The sequence below is a fragment of the Pseudarthrobacter sp. S3 genome (genome assembly GCF_050156905.1).
GTDB lineage: Bacteria > Actinomycetota > Actinomycetes > Actinomycetales > Micrococcaceae > Arthrobacter.
The window spans coordinates 196,338-217,279 of the sequence record NZ_CP189583.1; the positions used below are offsets into that span (position 1 = coordinate 196,338).

The following is a 20,942-nucleotide window of genomic DNA, read 5'->3' on the forward strand; positions in this document are numbered from 1 at the left end:
AAATGTTCCTTAGAACAGCAGCCGCGTGGCTGCGGGATGCGTGGAAGTTTCGTTTGTACGCTCCACGCTACCGACGGCACGGCCGGATTTCGCCTGCCTCAGGGATGATTCAGGGTCGAATCAGGGTAGTCCGCACGGATGATTAGGGGTCCCCTCCGGGTCTCAGCCGCCTTAGGTGCGGGGCGAGTAGTACGTCAGGGCGCGCGGTTCCACCCGGATCCGGACGCTGCGCACGCCGGCCAACGCTTCGCCGTCAACCGCCAGCGCCATGGGGGAGCCCTCCGACTCAATCTGGACCGCGCTGGCTTCCCGCAGGTGGGTGATCCGGGACGTCGCTACCGTGCCCGTCAGCACCGACCACAGGAGCCGGAGCCGGGCAAAGGATTCGTCGGCAGTGATCATCCGGACATCCAGGACGCCATCGTCCAGCACCGGCCGCGACAAGGGCGCGTGGTCCCGGGGGTAATAGCGGCCGCGGCCGATGTACGCGATCCAGAGTTTATGCCGGACACCGTCCACGATCAGGGTGGTGGGTGTTCCTGCGGCGAACGTCCGGAACATTGCCACCACGCCGGCCAGCGGTTTGCCGAGGGCTGGCTGCAGCTGTTCCCTGCGCCGGACGAGATTGGGGTACAGGCCGACGCTGGCCGTGTTCAGCATGACCAGGTCAGCCGTTTCCGGATTGCCCGCTAGCCCGCGCTCCACGGTCACAATGCCGACGTCGGCGCGTGCGGCGTCACCCGCTGCCGCGGCCGCTACAGCGTCCTTAAGGTTGGCGGTCCCGGTGTCCCGAGCGAAGTGGTTGAGGGTCCCGCCCGGGAGCACCAGCAAGGGAAGGGAATGTTCGACGGCGGCCGCGGCCGCCGTGCCTACGGTTCCGTCCCCGCCCCAGACACCAAGGGCCTGGGTGTCCGGGTGGGAAGCGGTGGCCTGGATAGCCTCGTCCAGACTCTTACCCCGCTCAATCGTTTTTATATACGCGTTGGGGAATACTTCTTGGAGGGCGTCCGCTGTCTGTTCCGTGAACGAGCCGCCCAGGGTATTCACCACGATGCTGAGGCCTTCACCGCCTGGCAGCGAGGGGGCTTCGGTTACGGTGCGGGACACACCGGGAAACGGTGGCCGGACTGGCCACCACTTGCGCGTCACCAATGCTGCCCCTGCGCCGATCGCCGAACCGAAGACCACATCCGATGGCCAATGGGCGCCGGTATGGACACGCGAGTAGGCCACCCCCAATGCCACCGGCGCAAGTGCCGCACCGACAACCGGCTTGATCATCCCGGCGCCGAGCGCGAAGGCGATGGCCGAGGCCGAATGCCCCGATGGCATGGATGAACTGGTGGGCTGCGGTTGGACGAACCGGAAAACCGGCAGATGCTCCGGGAGCGGCCGTGCCCGCGGAAGCAGCGTCTTGAACACCACATTGGTCACAGCTGATGCCACCGCTTGGGCGATAAGCCCGTGCATCGCGGCCCGGCGGGGCTTGCCGGGAAACGCGGCCATGACCGCCGCTGCCGCCACCCACAGTTTGCCGTGCGTGGCGGACGCCGAGAGGCGGCGGAAAAACGTATCGTGGTTTCCACCCGGGAATGACGACACACCGCGGACCAGATACCGGTCAACTCGGCTGATCAACCCGGGTCCTTTGCGCAGCACTCTGTACATCACCCCACCTTATTACCGGTGGTCCCATCCTCCTTGGAGGTCCCTACTTGGAGGCCAGGGGTTTCGCGGCTCCGGCGAGGAGGAATGCCACCACGATCGGGGCGAGAATCGCCAGGAGTGCCAGATGGATTCCCGTGAGGTCACCCAGGTAGCCCAGCAACGGCGGGCCGGCGAGGAAGGAAACATACCCCAGGGTGGATACAACCGAGACCCTCGCCGCAGCGTGCTTCGGATCATCGGCAGCAGCGGACATCCCCATGGGGAACGCCATCGCGGCGCCCACACCCCACAGGGCAGCACCAACGCCGGCCAGCCAGAAGTTCCCCGCGAGCACAAACAGACACAGGCCTCCAGCCGCGGCTGCCATGCTCGCCCGGAGCACCACAACACGTCCGTGGATGTCGATCGCACGGCCGCCGAAAAGCCGCATGGCTGTCATCGCCAGCACAAACAAGGCGAACATCAGAGCGCCGGTCGATTCCGAGGCACCCAGTCCGTCTACGGTGGCCTTGGCGATCCAGTCGTTTCCGGCCCCTTCAGTAAGTGTTGCACCCAGGACCACAACACCTATCAGCAGGGTGCGGCTGTCGCGCCAGGCAGAAGGCCCTTTCACGGTCTTCGGCTCACCTTCCACCGGAAGGGCGTGAGCTATGTGCGGGAGGAAGTAGCGGGGCGCCACGAGGGCCACTACCACCACCACGCCGGCGATGGCCAGCAGGTGCAACGGCAGGCCAACACCGATCGTTGACAGGCCCGCCCCGATCAGCGCCCCCAGAAAGGCCCCGCCGCTGAAGGCCGCATGGAACTGCGGCATGATGGTGCGCCGAAGCTTGTGCTCGACGTCTGCCCCTTCAATATTCTGGGAAACGTCCCACAGCCCGACGCCGATGCCGAAGAAGAACAGCGCAACGGCAGTGCCCTGCACCGATTCCGCAGCCAAGGACAGTGCAATGCCCACCCCGGCCAGGGCTGACAGCAAACCGCCTGCTCGCACCGCATTGGCGGTGCCGATCTTCCCCACCACAAGTCCCGCCGTCGGAAGGGCCAGTAATGAGCCGACGGCAATACACAGTAGAAGCGTGCCCATCTGGCCGGAGGTCAGATGCAGCGTCTCGGTGACGGCGGGGATCCTGGCGGCCCAGCTGGCAAAAACAAAGCCGTTGATACCGAAGACCACAAAAGTGGCGGCTGCGGCTGCCTTAAGGGACGGCCCGGCAGTCGTGCTGGTGTTGATGCTCATGCTTTGACTACTTCCACCGAGAGCTTGTTGAGGTGTGCGAGTTCGTCCGCACTCAGGTCTTTGTCTGTGACGATCACGTGTACTGCGTCCAAGGGGGCAACCAAGGCCATCGCGGTGGCATTCCACTTGGCACCGGCGCAGGCAACAATCACCCGCGCCGCCGATTCGAGGCCGGCCCGTTTCACTGCGGCGTCCTCCAGATCATGGGCCAGGAGGCCGTCCTTGAGGTTCAAGGCGCAGGGCGTGACCACTGCCGTGTCGAAGCGCAGGGACCGGATGTTGGCTTCCGCGAGCGGTCCGCGGAACGACAACTCGCCGGGTACCAGGCTTCCGCCGGGGAGCAGCAGGGCAGGACGCTGGCCCGCATGCGGGTCGCCGTCTGTGACCGTTGCCAGGGAGCGCATGGACATGGGCATTAGCGTGAGTTCGCGCCCGCGGAGGACGCGGGCAATTTCCGTGGCTGTGGTGCCGCTGTCCAGCCACACATGTTCGCGCTCCCCCAGCAGTCCGGCCACAGCGACGGCGATCCTGACCTTCACAGCCTGATCTTCGAGTTCGCGCTGGCCGTAGCCGGGGTTTTCGCCGCGGGCAATAAGGCTCCTGGCTCCGCCGTGGACCCGGCGAAGCACGCCATGCGATGCGAGCAGCTCAAGGTCCCGCCGGATGGTGGCGCCCGATGCGTCGCACGCCAGGGTCAGCTCCTCCACCGAGACCTCGGTTTTGCGGCGCAGCAACTCCCCGATCAGGCGGTGCCGCTCTTCTGTCTTCATGCTCATATGATAGCAATTCTTGATCATATGAACATTACCTGACGCTTAGCGGGCGCGCTCGACCCGCTTTTCGTCCCACACGGGCTCGGGGGACTCGTAGACGCGGCCGTCGGAACCAAACACCAGGAACCGGTCGAAGGTGCGGGCGAACCAGCGGTCGTGGGTGACAGCCAGGACGGTTCCCTCGAAGTGGTCGATGGCCCTTTCCAGTGCCTCGGCCGAATGGAGGTCCAGGTTGTCCGTGGGCTCATCCAACAGCAGGAGCGTGGCGCCGGACAGCTGCAGCAGCAGGATCTGGAACCGCGCCTGCTGGCCGCCGGAGAGGGACTCGTACTTCTGCTCCGACTGCGATGCCAGTCCGTAGCCGTCCAGCGCGCCGGCGGCGGCCTCACGTCCCAGACCGGACCGGTGCTCGTCGCCGCGGTGCAGGATCTCCAGCAGGGTCTTGCCCAGGAGGTCGGGCCGGACGTGGGTCTGGGCGAAGAAGCCAGGCCGGATGCGGGCGCCAAGTTTCACGGTGCCTTCGTGCGGCACTTCGGCAATATCGACTTCGGACACGGGGAGGTGCTCGCGTTCGGGGTCCGTCCCGCCCGTGGCCAGCAGCCGCAGGAAATGGCTCTTGCCGGAGCCGTTGGAGCCGAGCACACCAACGCGGTCCCCAAACCACACCTCGGTGGAGAACGGTTTCATCAGCCCGGACAGTTCCAGTTTCTCAGCCACGACAGCTCGCTTGGCGGTCCGGCCGCCCTTCAGTCGCATGCGCACGTTCTGTTCGATCGGCAGTGCCTCGGGCGGCCCGGCCTCGAGGAACTTGGCCAGGCGCGTCTGGGCGGCCTGGTAACGGTTGGCCATGTCGGAACGGAAGGCCGCCTTGTTCTTGTACATGTTGACGAGTTCCTTGAGCTTCACGTGCTCCTCGTCCCAACGCTTGCGGAGCTCCTCGAAGCGGGCGTTCCGGTCGGCGCGGGCGTCAACGTAGGAGCCAAAGCCGCCGCCGTGCACCCAGGCACCTGCGCCATTGATACCCGGTTCGAGGGTCACGATGCGCCCGGCCGCATTGTTCAGCAGCTCGCGGTCGTGGCTGATGAAGAAGACAGTTTTTTTGGACTCATTGAGCTTGTCCTCAAGCCAGCGCTTGCCCGGCACGTCCAGGTAGTTGTCCGGCTCATCGAGAAGGAGCAGCTGGTCGGGGCCGGCAAACAGGGCCTCCAGTACCAGGCGCTTTTGCTCGCCGCCGGAAAGGCTCGACGCCGGGCGGTGCTGCGCACGGTCGAAGGGCAGTCCGAGGGCGGCCATGCAGACCTCGTCCCAGACGGTTTCGACGTCGTAGCCTCCTGCGTCTCCCCAGTCCGCGATCGCCTGGGCGTACCGCATCTGGGAGGGCTCGTCGTCGTGCTCCACCATCGCGAGCTCAGCTGCGTCCACTTCCTTGGCAGCGGCAGCCAAGGCCGGCGGGGCGGCGGAAACAAGGAGATCGCGGACCGTGGATTCGTCCCTGACCTGACCGACGAACTGGCGCATGATGCCCATGTTTCCGGAGCGCCCGATCACACCTTCATCCGGAACAAGGTCGCCGGAAATGATCCGGAAGAGGGTGGTCTTGCCGGTGCCGTTGGGGCCGATCAGGGCTGTTTTGGTGCCGTCCGGGACTTTGAAGGTCACGCCGTTGAGCAGTTGGGTGCCATCGGAAAGGAAGTAGTCAATACCGGAAATGTCTATGTGTGCCACGCCAACAATCTTCCCACGCCCGCCCCACACGAGTTTTTGTCCAGATAATGTGCCGTTGCCGCCACTTTGCGCCGATTATCTGGACAAAAACCCGAGGGTTAACCGGCGGCGGTAAGGAACTGCTTGAGCAGAGGCCCGGACGTGGTGGCTCCAAGGCCGCCGTCCTCAACAAAGACGGCCACGGCCAGGTCACCGTGGACAGCCACGATCCAGGCGTGCGTCTTGGGCGGGTTCTCGTTGCCGAACTCCGCCGTGCCGGTTTTAGCGCCCACCGGCGCGCCCGGAACGGTCGACAGGAAGCCGGCATGGCCGGACGTCACCACTGCCCGCATCATGTCGGACAGCGCCGCCGCCTCGGCGGCAGTGATCGGCTGACCGGACGCCTTGGACGGCGCCTCGGGTGTAACGGTCGACGACGGCGCACCCGCGTCCGCCGTCGCCGCGCCGGAGGTGTCTGCCGCGGCTGCGCCGGCGTCAGGGTTCAGGACCAGCTGCGGGGAAACGGGGGATCCCTTGCCCACGGAGCCGGCCATGATGGCCGCCGCCAACGGGGACAGGAGCACCTTGCCCTGGCCGATCATCGAGGCGGCGTGTTCGGTGCCGGCAGCCTCGCCCGGAACGGACCCGAGGAACGCCGCGGCGCCCAGCGAGGGGGCCTCCACGGCCACGCCCATAGCCACGGCGGCAGCCTCAAGCTGGGCCTGCGTGACTGTGTCACGCGCGGCGATGAACGCCGTGTTGCACGAGTGGGCAAAGGCATCGCGGAGTGCCACCGACCCCAGGGAGGTTTCCGGGTAGCCTTCCGCGTTCTTGAACGTGCGGCCGTCCACGCTCAGGGTGGGGGTACATTCCACCTTCGAATCGGGCGTCAGTCCGTTGCGGAGCATGGCGAGGGAGTCGATGATCTTGAACGTTGACCCGGGCGCGTACTGGCCCAGCATTGCGGTGTTGTAGCCGTTGCTTCCCGGGCCGGAGGCCGCAACGAGCACCGCACCGGTTGAAGGACGGAGCGCCACTATGGCCGACGCCGGTCCCACTCCGGCAAGGGTGCTCTCTGCGAGTGACTGGAGGTTTGGATCCAGCGTGGTTTTCAAAGGCGTGCCCGGGGTCGGGGCCATCTCGAACACCACCCTGCGGGGATCTGTTCCCGCGGCCTGGATCTGTTCGCGGGTGAGGTCGGCCCGCTGCGCACGGATCACCACGGCGTCGGTGCCGCGGAGTTGTGCGTCGTACTGCTGCTGGAGCCCGCCGATGCCGGTCACGTCTCCGGCGGTCAGACCGCCGCCAGAGGCCTCGATCTGTTCCGCCGTGGCCTCTCCCACGGTGCCGAGGACTGCTCTCGCGAACGTGCGGCTGGGCGCCAGCGGCTGGACTCCGGGGACGGCGCGGGCACCAGGAATGGCCGTGATCTGCGCGTCCGTGACGGTGCGGCCCTCGTCACGGAGGGTGATGGCCCGGACGAACGCCTCCGGACCGGAGGCCGCAACCTGTTGGGCATAGGTGGCGGGATCCACGCCCACCAGTTCGGCCAGTTTGGTGGCTGACGCGGCGGCGTCCCCGGACCCCAGCAGCAGCCTGTCAATCCCCACGTTCACCACGGGCCGGTATGTGACAAGCTTCGCGTCGCTGGCGCCCAGGATGTCGGCGCGCTGCGGCGACTGCGTGCCCTTGCTCAGGATTTCGCTGTCGCCGAGCCCCGGGACCAATGTGGCCGGGTTCCAAACGGCAAGCCATTGGTCCCCGGACTTCGTGAACTTTGCTGAGACCGTGTATTTCCACTCGCCGGTGCCGATTTTCCAGGTGTAGTTCAGCGGAACGGCCGCAGTGTCACCGTCCAGCGTGAGTTCACCGGCCGCCACAGTGGGCTTGTCCGGATCCAGCGCCTTGAAGATGTCCTGGACCTGGTGTTTGGCCACCCCGGAATCCTTGCCGTCAAAGGCGACCGAGCCGACGTCGAGCGTGGAAAGCGCGGACGCAAACTCCTTGGCGACGCTTTCAGCACCTCCTCTGCCGTCGTCGCAGGCAACCAGCGAGGCGCCGAGAATGAGTCCAGCTATGGCAAGTGACAGTTTTTTTGAGTTCCCCACCGCGCTATTATGCCCCGATTTCTGCCATACCTGCTGTCACCGTTCCGGCCTCGGCTCAGAGGCTGAGCGAGGGAACCTCAAGACCAAACCGGTCCTTCAAAGCATGTTTCGCCGCAAAGTACCCTGGCATCCCCGTCACTCCGGGGCCAGGCGGCGTGGAGGACGAACACAGGTACACGCCGGGCACGGGCGTCCGCCACGGAACGCGGGAGACCACCGGGCGCTGGACAAGTCCGCGCACGTCCATGATACCGGCACTGAAGTCCCCACCCACGTAATTCCGGTTGTAACTGGCCAGCTCCGCCGCCGTTGTCACGTGTCGCTGCACCACCACGTCCCGGAACCCGGGCGCAAAGCGCTCCAGCTGTGCGGTCACGGCCTCACCCATGTCGCGGGTTGATCCGGCGGGTACATGGCAATACGTCCAGAGGATCTGCCGCCCGGCCGGCGCCCGGCCGGTGTCGAACCGCGATGGCTGGGCCACCAGAACGTACGGGCGTTCCGGGTGCCTCCCAGCGGACACGTCATTCTCCGCACCCGCAAGCTCCGCGCGCGTCCCGCCCACGTGCACCGTGCCGGCGTCGCCCAGCTCCTCAGCCGCCCACGGAACGGGACCGGACAGGATGAAGTCCACCTTGCAGGAACCGTTCCCATAGCGGAACGTCTCCAGGGACTGGCGGTACTTGGCCGGGAGACTATCGCCGGCAATGGCCAGAAGCCCCTTGGGGGCCACATCCAGCAGAGTGGCCCGCGCACCGCGGAGTTGTTGGAGGCCCTCAATCGGCGCCCCCGTATAAATTACCCCGCCGTGGGCACGGATGTCGGCTTCCAGCGCGGCCGCAATGGAGGCCGATCCGCCCAGCGGAACCGGCCATCCCTGAGCGTGGGCCAGGGCGGTGAGCATAAGCCCGGCACCGGCAGAGGCCAGGGAGGGCAGCTGCGAGACCGCATGGGCAGCCACGCCACTGAGCAGTGCAGGCGCAAGCTCCTCCTTAAACCGGGTGTTCCACAGCCGCGATCCCTGCTCCAGCGTCCGCAGCCCGAAGAGCACCGCCGCCAGGGGATCCCGGGGGATTCTGAGCAGCTGGTGCTGCGTCAGATCCATCACGCCGCCAATGCGGTCAACGAGCGGGCCAAGAAGCCGGCGGTAGGCGGCGCCGTCCCTGCCCAGGCCTTGGACCGTCCGTTCGATGCTGTGGTAGCCGAGGGCCGCCCGTCCGCCGTCGAGCGGTGATCCGAACGAAAGCTCCGGCACCACCAGGTCTATCCGGCGTGCCAGCTCGAAGTCACGGAAGAAGGGGGACGCCAGTGCCATGGGGTGCACGGCCGAGCAGATGTCATGGAAGTGCCCCGGCTGCATCATTTCGGCGGTGCGGGTGCCGCCGCCGATGGTGGCCGCCGCCTCGTGGACTTCAACGGAGAGGCCAGCGCGCGCCATCACGACAGCTGCGGCCAGTCCGTTGGGTCCGGCCCCAACGACGGCGACGTCAGGCATGGTGCTTCGCTCGCCAAGGGAGTACCGCATGTGAGCTATGGAGGAGGCTGAACCGTAACCAGTCCGGCAGTCCGTCGAACGGCCCTCCCTGCGGATCATCAAGGTGGTGCCGGCGGACGGGATCGTACTCCGGGTCATGGATGTCCCACACAACCCGGAACATCAAATATGCCGTCACAAGCATATGAAGGGCTACGGCCATGACGTAGTAAGGCATGTCAATATTGTGCTGCGTCGGGCCCTGGCTGGTCACCTGCCCCAGGTACATCCAGACGGCTGCCCAATGCAGGCCTTCAACGCCCTGCCAAATGAGAAAATCCCGCCACCGCGGCCGGGCCAGCGCCACCAGCGGGATGAGCCACAGGACATGCTGTGGCGAATAGACCTTGCTGGTCAGGATAAAAGCTCCCACCATGAGGAACGCCAACTGGGCCAGCCGCGGCCGGCGTGCTGCTGTCAGCGCCACCACGGCGATCACGGCGCAGGCCAGCAGGAATACGGCCAGGGCCAGCCAGTTGATGGTTGCAGGATCCAGCACCGGCCAGCGCAGGCGCCGGGCCACCAGGTTGTACGCGAACCATAATGACCCGTAGCCGGATTCCCTCGTTTCGGTAAACGTGAAGAAGTACCCCCAGCCGGAGGGGTTGGAGACGGCCACAGGCACGTTAATGGCCAGGCATGCCGCTGCGCCGGCCCCGGCCGTGACCAGGAACCCGCGGATCCGCCCTGTCCGCAGGGCCAGGAGGAGGATGGCTCCGAGAACCAAGGCGGCATAGGGCTTGGTCGCTGCGGCCAGGCCAATCAGGATGCCTGCCAGGACCAGCTTTTCACGCGAAAAGCACAGCATTCCGAGCGCCAACAAGGCGACAGCCCACATGTCCCAGTTGATGGTTCCGGCCAGCACAATGCCGGGAGCCAACGCCACCATGGCCGCATCCCAGGGGCGCCGCTGCGCCATTCTGGCCGTAGCGAGCACCGTGACAATCCAGACGGCTGCAACCAGCGTGGCATTGACGTCGAAGTAACCGAGGATCCGCGCGTCACTGACGCCCTCGCCCGGGACCAGCCAGGCAGTCACGCCGGCAATGAGTCCCACCAGGACGGGATCTTCAAAAAGAGATCCCGGGCTCAGGATCGGGAACGTGCCGTCTCCGAGGCCGCGGTTGCGGAAGAATTCGGGGTAGTCGGAGTAACACGTGGAATAGAACTGGCCGGGGCTCGCCCAGCCGTTGGCCCGGCAGTAGCCCTTGATTGCAATGCCGGCCAACGCCGCCAGTACCGTCAGGATGATCAGGACACGTTCCACGGTAAATACGCCGGGGGAGATGAGGCCGGGCGCCGACCGGGCGCCCATCGGCCCGCCGATCAGTTCCGTGAAGTTCTTCAGCAGCAGGTCACTGCGGCTGGGAACTACCAGGCGGGTGCGCTGTACGTGCCCCGGCGGCTTCGTCTCCTGCATGCCTTTGAGCTTACCGGGACGCTGCCCTGACAGCCCGTGGGTTCAGCCCGTAGGTATAGGGTCGAATTCGCATGCTGGGCCGATTTGGTCCGGCCACGCGCGATATTCTCGCAGAGGAGCACGTCTCGGATCAGGCTGCTTCCGAGAGACCTGGACCTCAAGGGGATTGTTGTGCTGAATCAACTGCCGGACGTTCCGGGGCGGCTCCAAGGGCAGAAGACTGTCCGGAGGGGTAAGCGGCCGCTGCCCGCGCGCGCCAACCCTTGGACGGTTCCAGCCGGCATCGGGCTGTTGGCGTTCTGCGTCGCTTTTGTCGGGTCCTGGATTCCCTCCTTCTGGGATGACGAGATCGCGACCATCTCCGCCGCCGGACGCAACCCAGCGGAACTCGTAGCGCTCCTGCAGTCTGTCGATGCGGTCCACGGGCTCTACTACTTCCTGATGCACGCGTGGACTTCGGTCTTCGGATTTTCCGAAGTGGCTATGCGGGCGCCGTCAGCGCTGGCCGTCGGTCTGGCATGCGCCGGAACGGTCGTTTTGGGGCGGAGGTTGGGGTCGGATGCCCTCGGCGTCGCTTCCGGCCTGGTGTTGGCGGTGCTTCCCAGGATGGTGTGGGCCGGCACCGAAGCACGGCAATCCGCATTCACAGCACTGTTGGCCGTCGCCCTGACCTACCTGCTGGTCAGAGCATGGAAGTCCAACCGCGTCATTGACTGGGTACTGTACGGCCTCTGTGCGGTGCTGGGGGTCTGGATGTTCATGTTCTTCGTCCTGGCCGTGGTGTCGCACGCTGTGGCCGCGATACTTCTCCGCCGGCGACAGCTCGCTACGATGGCGGCCTGCGCTGCCGCCGGTGCCGCTGCCCTGCCATTCCTCCTCCTTACGATGGAACAGAAGGCCCAGGTTGACTGGATCGAGAACCGTTCCCTGGCACAGACCATCAGCACCGCGGCCGTCAAGCAATACTTCTATGGAGAAGACCGCCCCACTGGGAATCTTCCGCCGAGCTGGATCCTGGCCTTCGTGGCACTTCTCGGAGTCGTTGAGACCGCCCTGATCGTCTGGGGTCTGTGGGCATCTCGCCGGACGCCAGCGCGGAGCCCGCTGTTAGTCCTTTGCCTGGCAGGCGTAGCCGTACCGATAGCCGGGCTCATGCTGGTGAGTATCGTCGCCCAGCCTGTATACGTGGCCCGCTACCTCACGTTCACAGCGCCCGCATTCGCACTCCTGGTGGGTTTGGGCATTGTCAGTATTCCGGCTCGACTCCCGTGGCTCCGCTATATTGCCATGATCGCCGTCGTCGCTGTGAGCCTGGTTCCCCAACTGACCATCAAGAGCTTGGTCAACGAACCGCCAGACACGGAGCGGAAGATCAGCGACTTCGTTGCGTCCGAATCCCCAGCACCGGCAGCCATGGTCTTTGAGTACCCGTATCTCCGTGACATGACCCTTGCCTATCCTGACGATTTCTCAGGAGTGCAGGATCTTTCCCTTGCCGACAGCCCCGCAGCGTCAGGAACCCTCTGGGGGGAGAACGCCGCGGTTGGACCGGACCGGCTGTCGGGCAAGGGAAACGTGTGGTTCGTCGGAGACGGCAGCGCCGAACCCGATGATCTGTCTGCGTTCGCATCGGCAGGGTGCACGGACACAGGAACGATGCCGTACGAGCGGCTGAAGCTGGTGACCTTCAACTGCCCCTAAGGGCCCCTCAAACTGTCCCCAAGAGGCCCCGCGCCTCAGTTCATTCCGCCCATACGCTAGTGCAACAGGACGAAAACGTCTCCGCGCCGCCGGTCCAGGAGTTGCCCGTTGAATTCCCGGCGGTCATTCCGGACAGGACGCCCCAGGGAGAACAATGCTTTCTTGATTCTCTTGATCATGGTGGTCACCTCCTTTCGGCGTAAAATTTGGCATGACAAATATGGCCATTTAATGCCAAAGCAATAACGGCGTAATTAGGCAGGGAAATGCCCTGTGGTTATGAATAGATCGCAAATGCGAAGACGGAAGCGGCAGTGCAGACCCCAACAAAGAAGCTGAGTTCCGAACTATGGGGATGCTGCGTCGCCGCGCGGTCCATCCTGGAAGGGACGCCGCCAGGAGACGTCCAGCAGGCGTCGCCTAAGGCGAGCCGTCCAACGAGGATGGGCCTGGATATACCTCCTTGCAACGGAGGCCGCCGCATGGGCGGGATCAGTTGCGCAAAGGCTAGGAGGCAGGCACTCCGTTATCACGGCGCGCAAAAGCATCAGAGGCCGGGTTTGCGGTGACGGTCATCTTCCATCCGCTAGTCAAAGTAATCATTTTCCCAACCTCCTCTTCTGTTATGCCGCTGCCTCGGCCGACTGGCCTGGCACCGTGCGCCGTGACCCGGCAAAGACGCTCTGGGGTCAGGAATAAAATTACCCTACAAATGCGGCAATGCGCCACTTAATTCGCACAGCATTTCTATAAAGTTTATGAATGCTCTTTTAGAGTCCCCAGCGGACAATGGCCGGGGTCCGCTTATCCCAGCCGAGCGTGCAGACCTTCGCGGTTCCCAGAATGAAATGACGGCCCTCGGCAGGCGCTAGTTCCAGCCAGCGCGCGGTGAGGATCCGGGAGAAGTGCCCGTGCGCCACGATCAGCACGTTGTCCAGACCGGATTCCAGCACACTGGCCACAATCTTGTCGGCGCGGGCTGCCACTTCGTCCAGGGTCTCGCCATTGGGCACACCATGGGTCCAGATCAGGTAATCCGGATTGTCCTTGCGGATCAGGTCCGAACTGATGCCCTCATAGTCGCCGTAGTTCCATTCCACCGCCAGCGGCTCGTGCTGGGCGTCAGGGTAACCTGCCAGCTCCGCGGTACGCCTGGCGCGGCGCAGTGGGGACGTCAGGACCAAATCGAAGTCCACCTGGTCCAGCACCTTACGGGCCTCCACGGCCTGTTGCTCGCCTTCCACGGTCAGGGGCAGGTCGGTGAGCCCGGTGTATTGCCCGCTCTTGGACCACTCGGTCTCGCCGTGGCGCAGGATCCAGAGCTGGGGGCGGGGCGCGGTCATCGGGTTAATCATTTGGACTCCTCGTTCGGGGAAAGTTCGACGGCGGCGGGAGGCTCTGCTGCTTCCGGAACCGCGGGTGCTGCCTCGGGCTGCTCCGCCCACCAGGCGCGCAGCCGCGCTTCGGCGTCGTCCGGTTGCAGGGGTCCGTTTTCCATCCGTTCCTCCAACAGGAACTTGTAGGCCCGGCCCACCACGGGACCAGGCTTGAGGTTCAGGATGGCCATGATTTTAGCGCCGTCCAGATCGGGCCGGACCGCGTCCAGCGACTCCTGCGCGCGCAAAACAGCGATCCTGTCTTCCAGGTCGTCGTAGGCAAAGGCGAGGCGCTCAGCCTTCCGCTGGTTGCGGGTGGTGACGTCCGAGCGGGTCAGCCGGTGCAGCCGGTCCAACAGCGGGCCGGCGTCCGTGACGTAGCGGCGCACGGCCGAGTCACTCCACCCGGCGTCACCGTAGCCGTAGAAACGCATGTGCAGCTCTACAAGCCGGGCCACGGCCTTGATGGTGTCGTTGTCGAAGCGGAGAGTCTTCATCCGCTTCGCAGTGAGCTTGGAGCCCACCATGTCGTGGTGGCGGAAACTGACCGCGCCGCCCGGTTCGAAACGCCGCGTAGCCGGCTTCCCGACGTCGTGCATCAACGCTGCGAACCGCAGCACAAAGTCGGGGGCCGGCACGGCGCCGTCCGCACCCGTTTCCAGGGCAGCGGCCTGTTCCAGGACCTGAAGGGAGTGCTGGTAGACGTCCTTGTGGCGGTGGTGCTCGTCAGATTCCAGCCTCAGGGCGGACACCTCAGGCAACACGAACTCGGCGAGGCCGGTTTCCACGAGGAGGTCCACGCCGACCCGGGGGTGGGCACCGCAAATGAGTTTGACCAACTCATCACGGACCCGTTCGGCCGAGATGATTTTGATCCGCTCGGCCATCTGGGTCATGGCCAGCCGCACGTCGTCGTGCACGGAAATGCCCAGCTGCGAGGCGAACCGGGCGGCGCGCATCATACGGAGCGGATCATCTGAGAAGGAGGCCTCGGGTGAAGCGGGTGTCGCCAGGACGGCCGCGTTGAGATCCCGGACGCCGCCGAACGGATCAATGAGTTCAAGCGACGGGAGCCGCAGGGCCATGGCGTTGATGGTGAAATCGCGGCGCAGGAGATCGTCGGTCAGGGAGGTGCCGAAGGCCACCACGGGCTTGCGCGACTCCGGATCGTAAGCCTCGGCCCGGTACGTGGTGATCTCGATCTGGAAGCCGGCTTTCCGCATTCCGATTGTCCCGAAGGCCCGGCCGATTTCCCAGAAGTTGTCCGCCCACTTCTTGATCAGGGCAACTGTCTGGCCCGGCGTGGCGTCCGTGGTGAAGTCCAGGTCCGGTGAGGTGCGTCCCAGGAAGAGATCCCGTACCGGTCCGCCCACCAGGGACAGCTCGTGGCCGGCGTCGACAAAGCGCTGCCCGAGCTCCAGGACAACCGGGTCAACCTGGAAATCGACGGTGTTGGAATCAATCTTGTGATGTGCGTGCGCCATAGTTACTTAAGCTTGTCAGAAACCAGCGGCTTGGCAGGCCAAAATCTCCTCAAGATCGCTCCTATTCGCCTGCAGCCCTTCAAAGTGCGTCATACGCAGTCCACTTTGATGTCATGTTCCGGTCATCATGATCGGACAAGAGTCGTTAGAGTGGACTCCATGGCCCATCCCGTACCGAGCGCTCCCGGCAGGAGGACAAACGCACCTTTGCCGTCGGCAATTGGTGCCCACGTCGCGCCTGCCCTGCACCCGGCCCCGGCCTCGCTCCCCACGGTGGAGGAAATTTCCGCCGGCGGCGTTGTGGTGGACACATCCGACGGCGAACTAAGGGTTGCGATCATTGCCCGCCTTAATAGGGGCGGACGGCTGGAGTGGTGCCTTCCGAAGGGCCATCCGGAAGGCAAGGAAGACAACGAGCAGGCAGCAGTGCGTGAGATTGCCGAGGAAACCGGCATCGAGGGCGACATCCTGGCCCCGCTCGGCAGCATTGACTACTGGTTCACTGTCAGCGGGCACCGTGTCCATAAAACCGTCCACCACTACCTGCTGCGCGCCAGCGGCGGCGAACTCACCATCGAAAACGATCCGGACCACGAAGCCGTGGACGTCGCATGGGTCCCCATCAAAGAACTGGCACGGAAGCTCTCGTTCCCCAACGAGCGGCGCATCGCGGACTTGGCCAGGGAAGTCCTGCCAGAACACCTCTAAGGCCGTCTCCGCCGGAAATGCGTGTATGCATACTCGGGCATATAGACTGCCCGTTGCGGCGCAAACGCCGTCCGGGTGAGACGATGAAGGCGATGTCAGCTACGAATCCCCCCTCCGATAAAGCAGGCTCTGCCGCCCCGAGCGGAACCGCGAGTGAAACGCGGTCCAGCGCCATCATGGCTGCCGGCACCTTGGTGTCCCGGTTCCTGGGCTTCGGCAAGACCTGGATGCTGGGTGCCGCGCTGGGCCTCGGCTCCACGGTTAACGACACGTTCATCAACGCCAACAACCTGCCCAACCTGATCTTCCTGCTGGTGGCCGGTGGTGTGTTCAACGCCGTCCTGGTACCTCAGATCATCAAGGCGAGCAAAGCCCCTGACAGGGGAGCGGACTACATCAGCCGGCTGCTGACGCTGGCCGTGCTCCTGCTGCTGGGCCTCACCGCGCTGGTCACTCTCGCTGCTCCGGGGGTAATTGAGCTGACCACACAGGGCTATTCGCCGCAGCAGAAGGCCCTGGCAGTTGCGTTCGCCTTCTGGTGCCTGCCCCAGATCTTCTTCTACGGCCTCTACGCCCTGCTGACACAGGTCCTCAACGCCAACGGCGCGTTCGGGCCGGCCATGTGGGCCCCCATCATGAATAACCTGGTGGCCATTGGCGGACTGGGCATGTTCATCTGGATCTTCGGCGAGAACGCCATGAATCCGCACACGCTGGACAACTGGGGCCCTTCCCAGACCCTGCTTGTGGCCGGCTTCTCAACCATAGGCGTGGTGGCCCAGACAGCGATCCTGCTGATCCCGGTGATCCGCCTGAGGCTGGGTCTCCGGCCCCGGTTTGGCTGGCGGGGAGTGGGTCTGGGCCAGGCTGCGAAGCTGAGCGTATGGACGCTCCTGACCGCCGCCGTCGGGCAGTTCGCGTTCCTGTACGTCATGCGCATCGCCACTATTCCCGGTGCCGAGCGGCTCCGGCTGACGGAAGCGGGGGATCCGGCGGCAGAGATGCTGCCCGGCAATGCCGTCCTGGAAGTCGCCAGCCAGCTGTACCTGCTGCCGCACTCGATCATTGCGCTCTCCCTCGCCACAGTCCTCTTTAACCGCATGACCCGTGCATCGCAGGACGGCAACCGTGCAGAACTACGCGACGCCCTCTCGCACGGTCTCCGCACCATGGCGGTGGCCACGGTCTTTGGAGCGCTGGCCCTCTTTGCGCTGGCCGGGCCGCTGGGCATGTTCTTCTCCGGTGGCCCGCGTCAGGACGGCGTGATGCTGGCCCAGACGCTCACCATCCTCGCGCTGAGTACCCCGTTTATGAGCGCTAACTTCATGATGTCGCGGGTTTTCTACGCCAACGAAGACGCCCGCACACCCTTTAATATTCAACTGCTTCTTGCCGTGGTTTACGTCGCCGGTGCGTTTGGGATCCAGTTCCTGCCGGTGGGCCAGATCATTTACGCCATCGCCCTGTTGTACATGGTGGGCAACATCCTCTCGGTGATCATCAGCGCCTTCTTCCTGCGCCGGCTGCTGGGCCACCTCGACGGGCCGCGGATCGCCAACTCGTACATCCGAATGGGCTATGCGGCGCTCGGTTCCGCGATCGCGGGCGCCGGGGCTTTGTGGCTGATGGGCAGCTACAGCGCGGACGGGTTCGCCTGGAGCGGCCGGCCCGCTGCGCTGGTGACCGTCATCGTGGTGGGTCCGATCATGTTGGTTGTCTATCTCTTCCTCCTCAAGATTTTCCACGTCGCAGAACTCGGCGATCTCATACGCCCTCTGCTGGGACGCCTGGGGCGCGATACCGGACCTTCGGGCGGCACCGGGGGAACGCCTGCGTCGGCTGCCGACGTTGCTTCAACGGAACATCCGACGCCGGAACGCGCCACGGTCTCAGTGGACACCGGCCTGATTCCCCGGATCTCCGGCGAATTCGACGCCGTGTCGTTCCGCGCAGGTCCCGTACCGGAACGCCAGGCGGCGCTTTTGGTGCCGGAAACTCTTCGGGGGGAACCCGGAATGCGTCCCGCCTCGGGTCCAGGAGAGGGTGTCCACGGGGAAACTACCTGGGGCACTGAACCCGCTGCGGAATACCTTCCCGTCGAAGACGTTCCCGGCACGGCACGGGGCGGGCTGCTGCACGACGAGATTCCCCTTCCCGGCCGGCGAACGTTCCAGGGCCAGGCCGGACAGAACCCCCATTTCAAGCCACGAGTGCCTCGAAAAAACTGATCTTCCCGCGGTTTTTGGTTGCCTGTCGACCACGTCGGCCATGCCCGATCGGCTAGGATCGACAGTGAACAGGGGTAGTTGCAGGCAAGCGCAGACCGGCTCGCCGGCTAGCTTTTGACCGGTTTCTGACCGGCGGCGTCATCATCTACGCCGGCATACCCGGACAGTCTAGGAGGAACACGTGTCCCACCCGATCGACGTTGGATCAGTACTTGGCGGCCGCTACAAGGTCACTGCCACGGTATTGACCTCACACGACCAGGATCTGGTGCTGGACGGGGTGGACCAGGTTCTCAACCGACCGGTCAGCATTCTGGTCGCCGGCCCGGATAACACCGAACAGGTGGCCCAGAGCGCCCGCGAGGTGGCTACCGGTGAGCGCCCGGGCAATGTCCAGGTCTTGGACCTCGGCGTCACCGAAGCCGCCACGTACCTCATCACCAACCACACGTCCGCGGCAGATCTGCTGGACCTCGTGGTTGCCTCCGACGCCCCTTACGTCGAGCCGTTCTTCACGGATACGCTGGGCAGCGAAATTTTCGGCCAAGCGCGTTCCCACGAGCCGGAACCGTATGACGACGAAGAGAACATCGACGCCGGTTACATCAGCTACGCGGACAATCACCCCAGCCAGGTTGACGCCTACCGCTCTGCGGCGCCGGTGGTTCCGCCGCGTATACCTCCGGTTGTTCCTGCGCGGCCGCCGCTCCGCCCGGCAGTCCGTCCGGCGTCGGGGTCTGCCAAGACCGGGGCCACAGCAGCAGTATCCTCAATGGGCACCGCTGCTGGCGCCACCGGCGCGCATCAGCACGTCACTGCGCCGCAACCAGTGCAGTCTGCAGAAAACCAGCCAGTTTCCGGATCCGCTGAGTCCAGCACCGGTGCGGGCTCCGATACGCCCAAGGTTTCCTTGTGGTCTGAGGACGACTATTCCACCGGCTCTCAGGACTCAGACTACGAGGAACCCGTGGACTCCCGAGCGCCCCAGCGCTCCGATCGTGCAGCGGGGTCCTTTCCGTCCCTTGCTCAAAACATATCTCCTGGGGCGGCAGTACCACCTTCCGGCGGGACGGATGACTATTACGACGACGACGAGCCCGAGCGTGAGCCCCGCTCCATGCGCTGGCTGGTGGGCGGCCTGCTTGCCGTGGTTCTGATTGCAGGGCTCGTCTTCGCGGTCACCAACTTGGGCAGTCTCTTTAAAGCGGGTTCTCAAGCCGCCCCATCCTCCAACTCTACGGGCGCCACACAGCCAACCACCGGGTCGGCCTCCGCCAACCCGAGCTCTGCACCAACGGCAGTACCGCCGGCAGTACCGCCCGTCATTGACAGCATCACCCGCCAGGGGGATTTTGACTTCGCAGCCACCTACGATGTCGATCTGGTGAAGGCGTTTGATGGCAATGTGGCCAGCTACTGGTCGGACATGGAATTTGCCACCGAAGGCTGGGGTGGTCTCGCAAGCGATGGCGTCCCATTGTTCATCAAGCTGAAGAGTCCGGCGAAGGTTTCCTCCATCACCCTGACTCAGCTCGGAGCCTCGGGTGGCAACCTCAGTGTCTTCACCAATGACCGTCCGTCACTGGACGGCGCCAAGATGGTAGGTACCAACAGCTTCACTTCATCTGATCTGACCATGCCGCTGGCCGAACCGGTGGAGGCACAGTACGTAATCGTGTCCATCAAGACACTTCCCAAGCTGGCCGCCCCGAAGACCCGCTACGGCTTTGGCATACGCCTTGCGGAGATCAAGATCCAATAAGGACACATGCGTCGTTCCTGTTGAGCCGCGGCTGTTCTGTCCGGAGCATTGCTCCGCGGTAACAGACGCGGCTTAGCTGTCTTCAGACGGTAATCTGATAGGGCATCCCGTCCAGTGGACGGTGTCATGACCGCTGATGGTTCCTCCGTTGGCGCGGCGCCCGGAATATTCACCACCAAGATTCAGTTGTGCCATGTGGCCGGCCGCAAAAGCCGGCGCATCGACTAAGGAAGAGGTTCACCGTTCAGTGAGCAACGCAGAAAACACCGCGTCCGAAGTACGTGATGTCATCATCGTCGGCTCGGGCCCGGCCGGGTACACGGCCGCTGTCTATACGGCGCGTGCCAATCTGAAGCCCTTGCTTCTGGCTGGATCAGTCACCGCAGGCGGCGAACTGATGAACACTACCGACGTCGAGAATTACCCGGGCTTCCCCGAGGGCATCATGGGGCCGGACCTGATGGAGAACTTCGAGAAGCAGGCAGCCCGGTTCGGAACGGAAATCCAGTTCGAGGACGTCACAGCCCTGGACCTCGATGGTGACATCAAAACTGTCACCATCGGCACCGGCGAGACCTTCCAAGCGCGGGCGATCATCCTCTCCACCGGATCCGCTTATCGTGAGATCGGCCTCCCGAACGAAAAGCGCCTTTCCGGACACGGTGTCAGCTGGTGTGCAACCTGCGACGGGTTCTTTTTTAAGGACCAGGACATTGCAGTTATCGGCGGGGGCGACTCTGCAATGGAAGAAGCCCTCTTCCTGACCAAGTTCGCCAAGTCCGTCACCGTTGTGCACCGACGCGACACACTCAAAGCTTCCAAGATCATGGCAGACCGCGCCATGGCCCATGACAAGATCTCGTTCATCTGGAACAGTTCCGTGGACGACGTCGTCGGAGGGGACAAAGTCACCGGGCTCAAGATCAGGAACCTGCAGGACGGCACCGTGTCCGACCTCGCCGTCACCGGCGTCTTCGTCGCCATCGGTAACGACCCCCGCACCGACCTGGTTAAGGACGCCCTGGAGATCACGGCGGCCGGCACCATCGCCGTCGAGGGCCGGAGTTCCAGGACCAGCATCGCGGGCGTCTTCGCCGCCGGCGATGTTGTTGACCCCACGTACCGTCAGGCCATCACAGCCTCCGGTTCCGGATGCGTTGCCGCGATCGATGTGGAACACTTCCTCGCAGACCTCCACGCGTAATTCGCGTAACCGCCATTCGAAGAGAGAGACAA

The 20,942-nt window shown here is 64.5% G+C and carries 15 protein-coding genes; 5 read left to right on the forward strand and 10 right to left on the reverse strand.

The window, feature by feature from the left end:
* Window positions 1-171 precede the first annotated feature (171 nt).
* The 7 genes from ACQCSV_RS01020 to ACQCSV_RS01050 all read right to left on the reverse strand — a co-directional run bounded on the left by ACQCSV_RS01020 (window position 172) and on the right by ACQCSV_RS01050 (window position 10,447).
* Window positions 172-1,668 (reverse strand): phosphatase PAP2 family protein, encoded by a 1,497-nt coding sequence (locus ACQCSV_RS01020; RefSeq protein ID WP_354156275.1) that lies wholly within the window; start codon window positions 1,666-1,668, stop codon window positions 172-174.
* 43 nt (window positions 1,669-1,711) lie between these two features.
* Window positions 1,712-2,908: an MFS transporter gene (locus ACQCSV_RS01025; protein ID WP_354156274.1), complete on the reverse strand. Its 1,197-nt coding sequence runs from the start codon at window positions 2,906-2,908 to the stop codon at window positions 1,712-1,714.
* A complete protein-coding gene (locus ACQCSV_RS01030) occupies window positions 2,905-3,678 on the reverse strand; it encodes a DeoR/GlpR family DNA-binding transcription regulator (RefSeq protein ID WP_354223264.1) in 774 nt (257 codons plus the stop codon). Before ACQCSV_RS01030 ends, ACQCSV_RS01025 begins: the two co-directional genes overlap by 4 nt.
* Window positions 3,679-3,723: 45 nt before the next feature.
* Window positions 3,724-5,406, reverse strand: coding sequence for an ATP-binding cassette domain-containing protein (locus ACQCSV_RS01035; RefSeq protein ID WP_354156273.1), 1,683 nt, complete (start codon window positions 5,404-5,406; stop codon window positions 3,724-3,726).
* A gap of 98 nt (window positions 5,407-5,504) precedes the next feature.
* Entirely contained in the window at window positions 5,505-7,493 is a 1,989-nt protein-coding gene (locus ACQCSV_RS01040; RefSeq protein ID WP_426939012.1) for a penicillin-binding transpeptidase domain-containing protein, read from the reverse strand.
* 55 nt (window positions 7,494-7,548) lie between these two features.
* On the reverse strand, window positions 7,549-8,988 hold the full coding sequence (locus ACQCSV_RS01045) for an NAD(P)/FAD-dependent oxidoreductase (protein WP_354223420.1): 1,440 nt from the start codon (window positions 8,986-8,988) through the stop codon (window positions 7,549-7,551).
* Window positions 8,981-10,447: a glycosyltransferase 87 family protein gene (locus tag ACQCSV_RS01050; RefSeq protein WP_354156270.1), complete on the reverse strand. Its 1,467-nt coding sequence runs from the start codon at window positions 10,445-10,447 to the stop codon at window positions 8,981-8,983. Before ACQCSV_RS01050 ends, ACQCSV_RS01045 begins: the two co-directional genes overlap by 8 nt.
* A 171-nt stretch (window positions 10,448-10,618) precedes the next feature.
* On the opposite strand from ACQCSV_RS01050, the gene ACQCSV_RS01055 reads away from it, so the two are divergent.
* Complete coding sequence (locus ACQCSV_RS01055; protein ID WP_354156269.1) at window positions 10,619-12,148, forward strand: glycosyltransferase family 39 protein; 1,530 nt, start codon at window positions 10,619-10,621, stop codon at window positions 12,146-12,148.
* Between the two features lie 56 nt (window positions 12,149-12,204).
* On the opposite strand, the gene ACQCSV_RS01060 is transcribed toward ACQCSV_RS01055, so the two are convergent.
* From ACQCSV_RS01060 to ACQCSV_RS01070, 3 genes are all read right to left on the reverse strand, one after another.
* A complete protein-coding gene (locus tag ACQCSV_RS01060; protein WP_426939013.1) occupies window positions 12,205-12,327 on the reverse strand; it encodes a hypothetical protein in 123 nt (40 codons plus the stop codon).
* A gap of 591 nt (window positions 12,328-12,918) precedes the next feature.
* A complete protein-coding gene (locus ACQCSV_RS01065) occupies window positions 12,919-13,503 on the reverse strand; it encodes a histidine phosphatase family protein (protein WP_185262037.1) in 585 nt (194 codons plus the stop codon).
* Window positions 13,500-15,008, reverse strand: a complete 1,509-nt coding sequence (locus ACQCSV_RS01070; RefSeq protein WP_354156266.1) for a CCA tRNA nucleotidyltransferase — start codon at window positions 15,006-15,008, stop codon at window positions 13,500-13,502. Before ACQCSV_RS01070 ends, ACQCSV_RS01065 begins: the two co-directional genes overlap by 4 nt.
* A 207-nt stretch (window positions 15,009-15,215) precedes the next feature.
* On the opposite strand from ACQCSV_RS01070, the gene ACQCSV_RS01075 reads away from it, so the two are divergent.
* From ACQCSV_RS01075 to trxB, 4 genes are all read left to right on the forward strand, one after another.
* Window positions 15,216-15,716: an NUDIX hydrolase gene (locus ACQCSV_RS01075; protein ID WP_282330366.1), complete on the forward strand. Its 501-nt coding sequence runs from the start codon at window positions 15,216-15,218 to the stop codon at window positions 15,714-15,716.
* Between the two features lie 92 nt (window positions 15,717-15,808).
* A complete protein-coding gene (murJ, locus tag ACQCSV_RS01080; RefSeq protein ID WP_354156265.1) occupies window positions 15,809-17,944 on the forward strand; it encodes a murein biosynthesis integral membrane protein MurJ in 2,136 nt (711 codons plus the stop codon).
* A 181-nt stretch (window positions 17,945-18,125) separates the two neighbouring features.
* Window positions 18,126-19,706, forward strand: a complete 1,581-nt coding sequence (locus ACQCSV_RS01085) for an ABC transporter substrate-binding protein (RefSeq protein WP_426939014.1) — start codon at window positions 18,126-18,128, stop codon at window positions 19,704-19,706.
* A 247-nt stretch (window positions 19,707-19,953) separates the two neighbouring features.
* Complete coding sequence (gene trxB, locus ACQCSV_RS01090; protein ID WP_354156263.1) at window positions 19,954-20,910, forward strand: thioredoxin-disulfide reductase; 957 nt, start codon at window positions 19,954-19,956, stop codon at window positions 20,908-20,910.
* Window positions 20,911-20,942 lie beyond the last annotated feature (32 nt).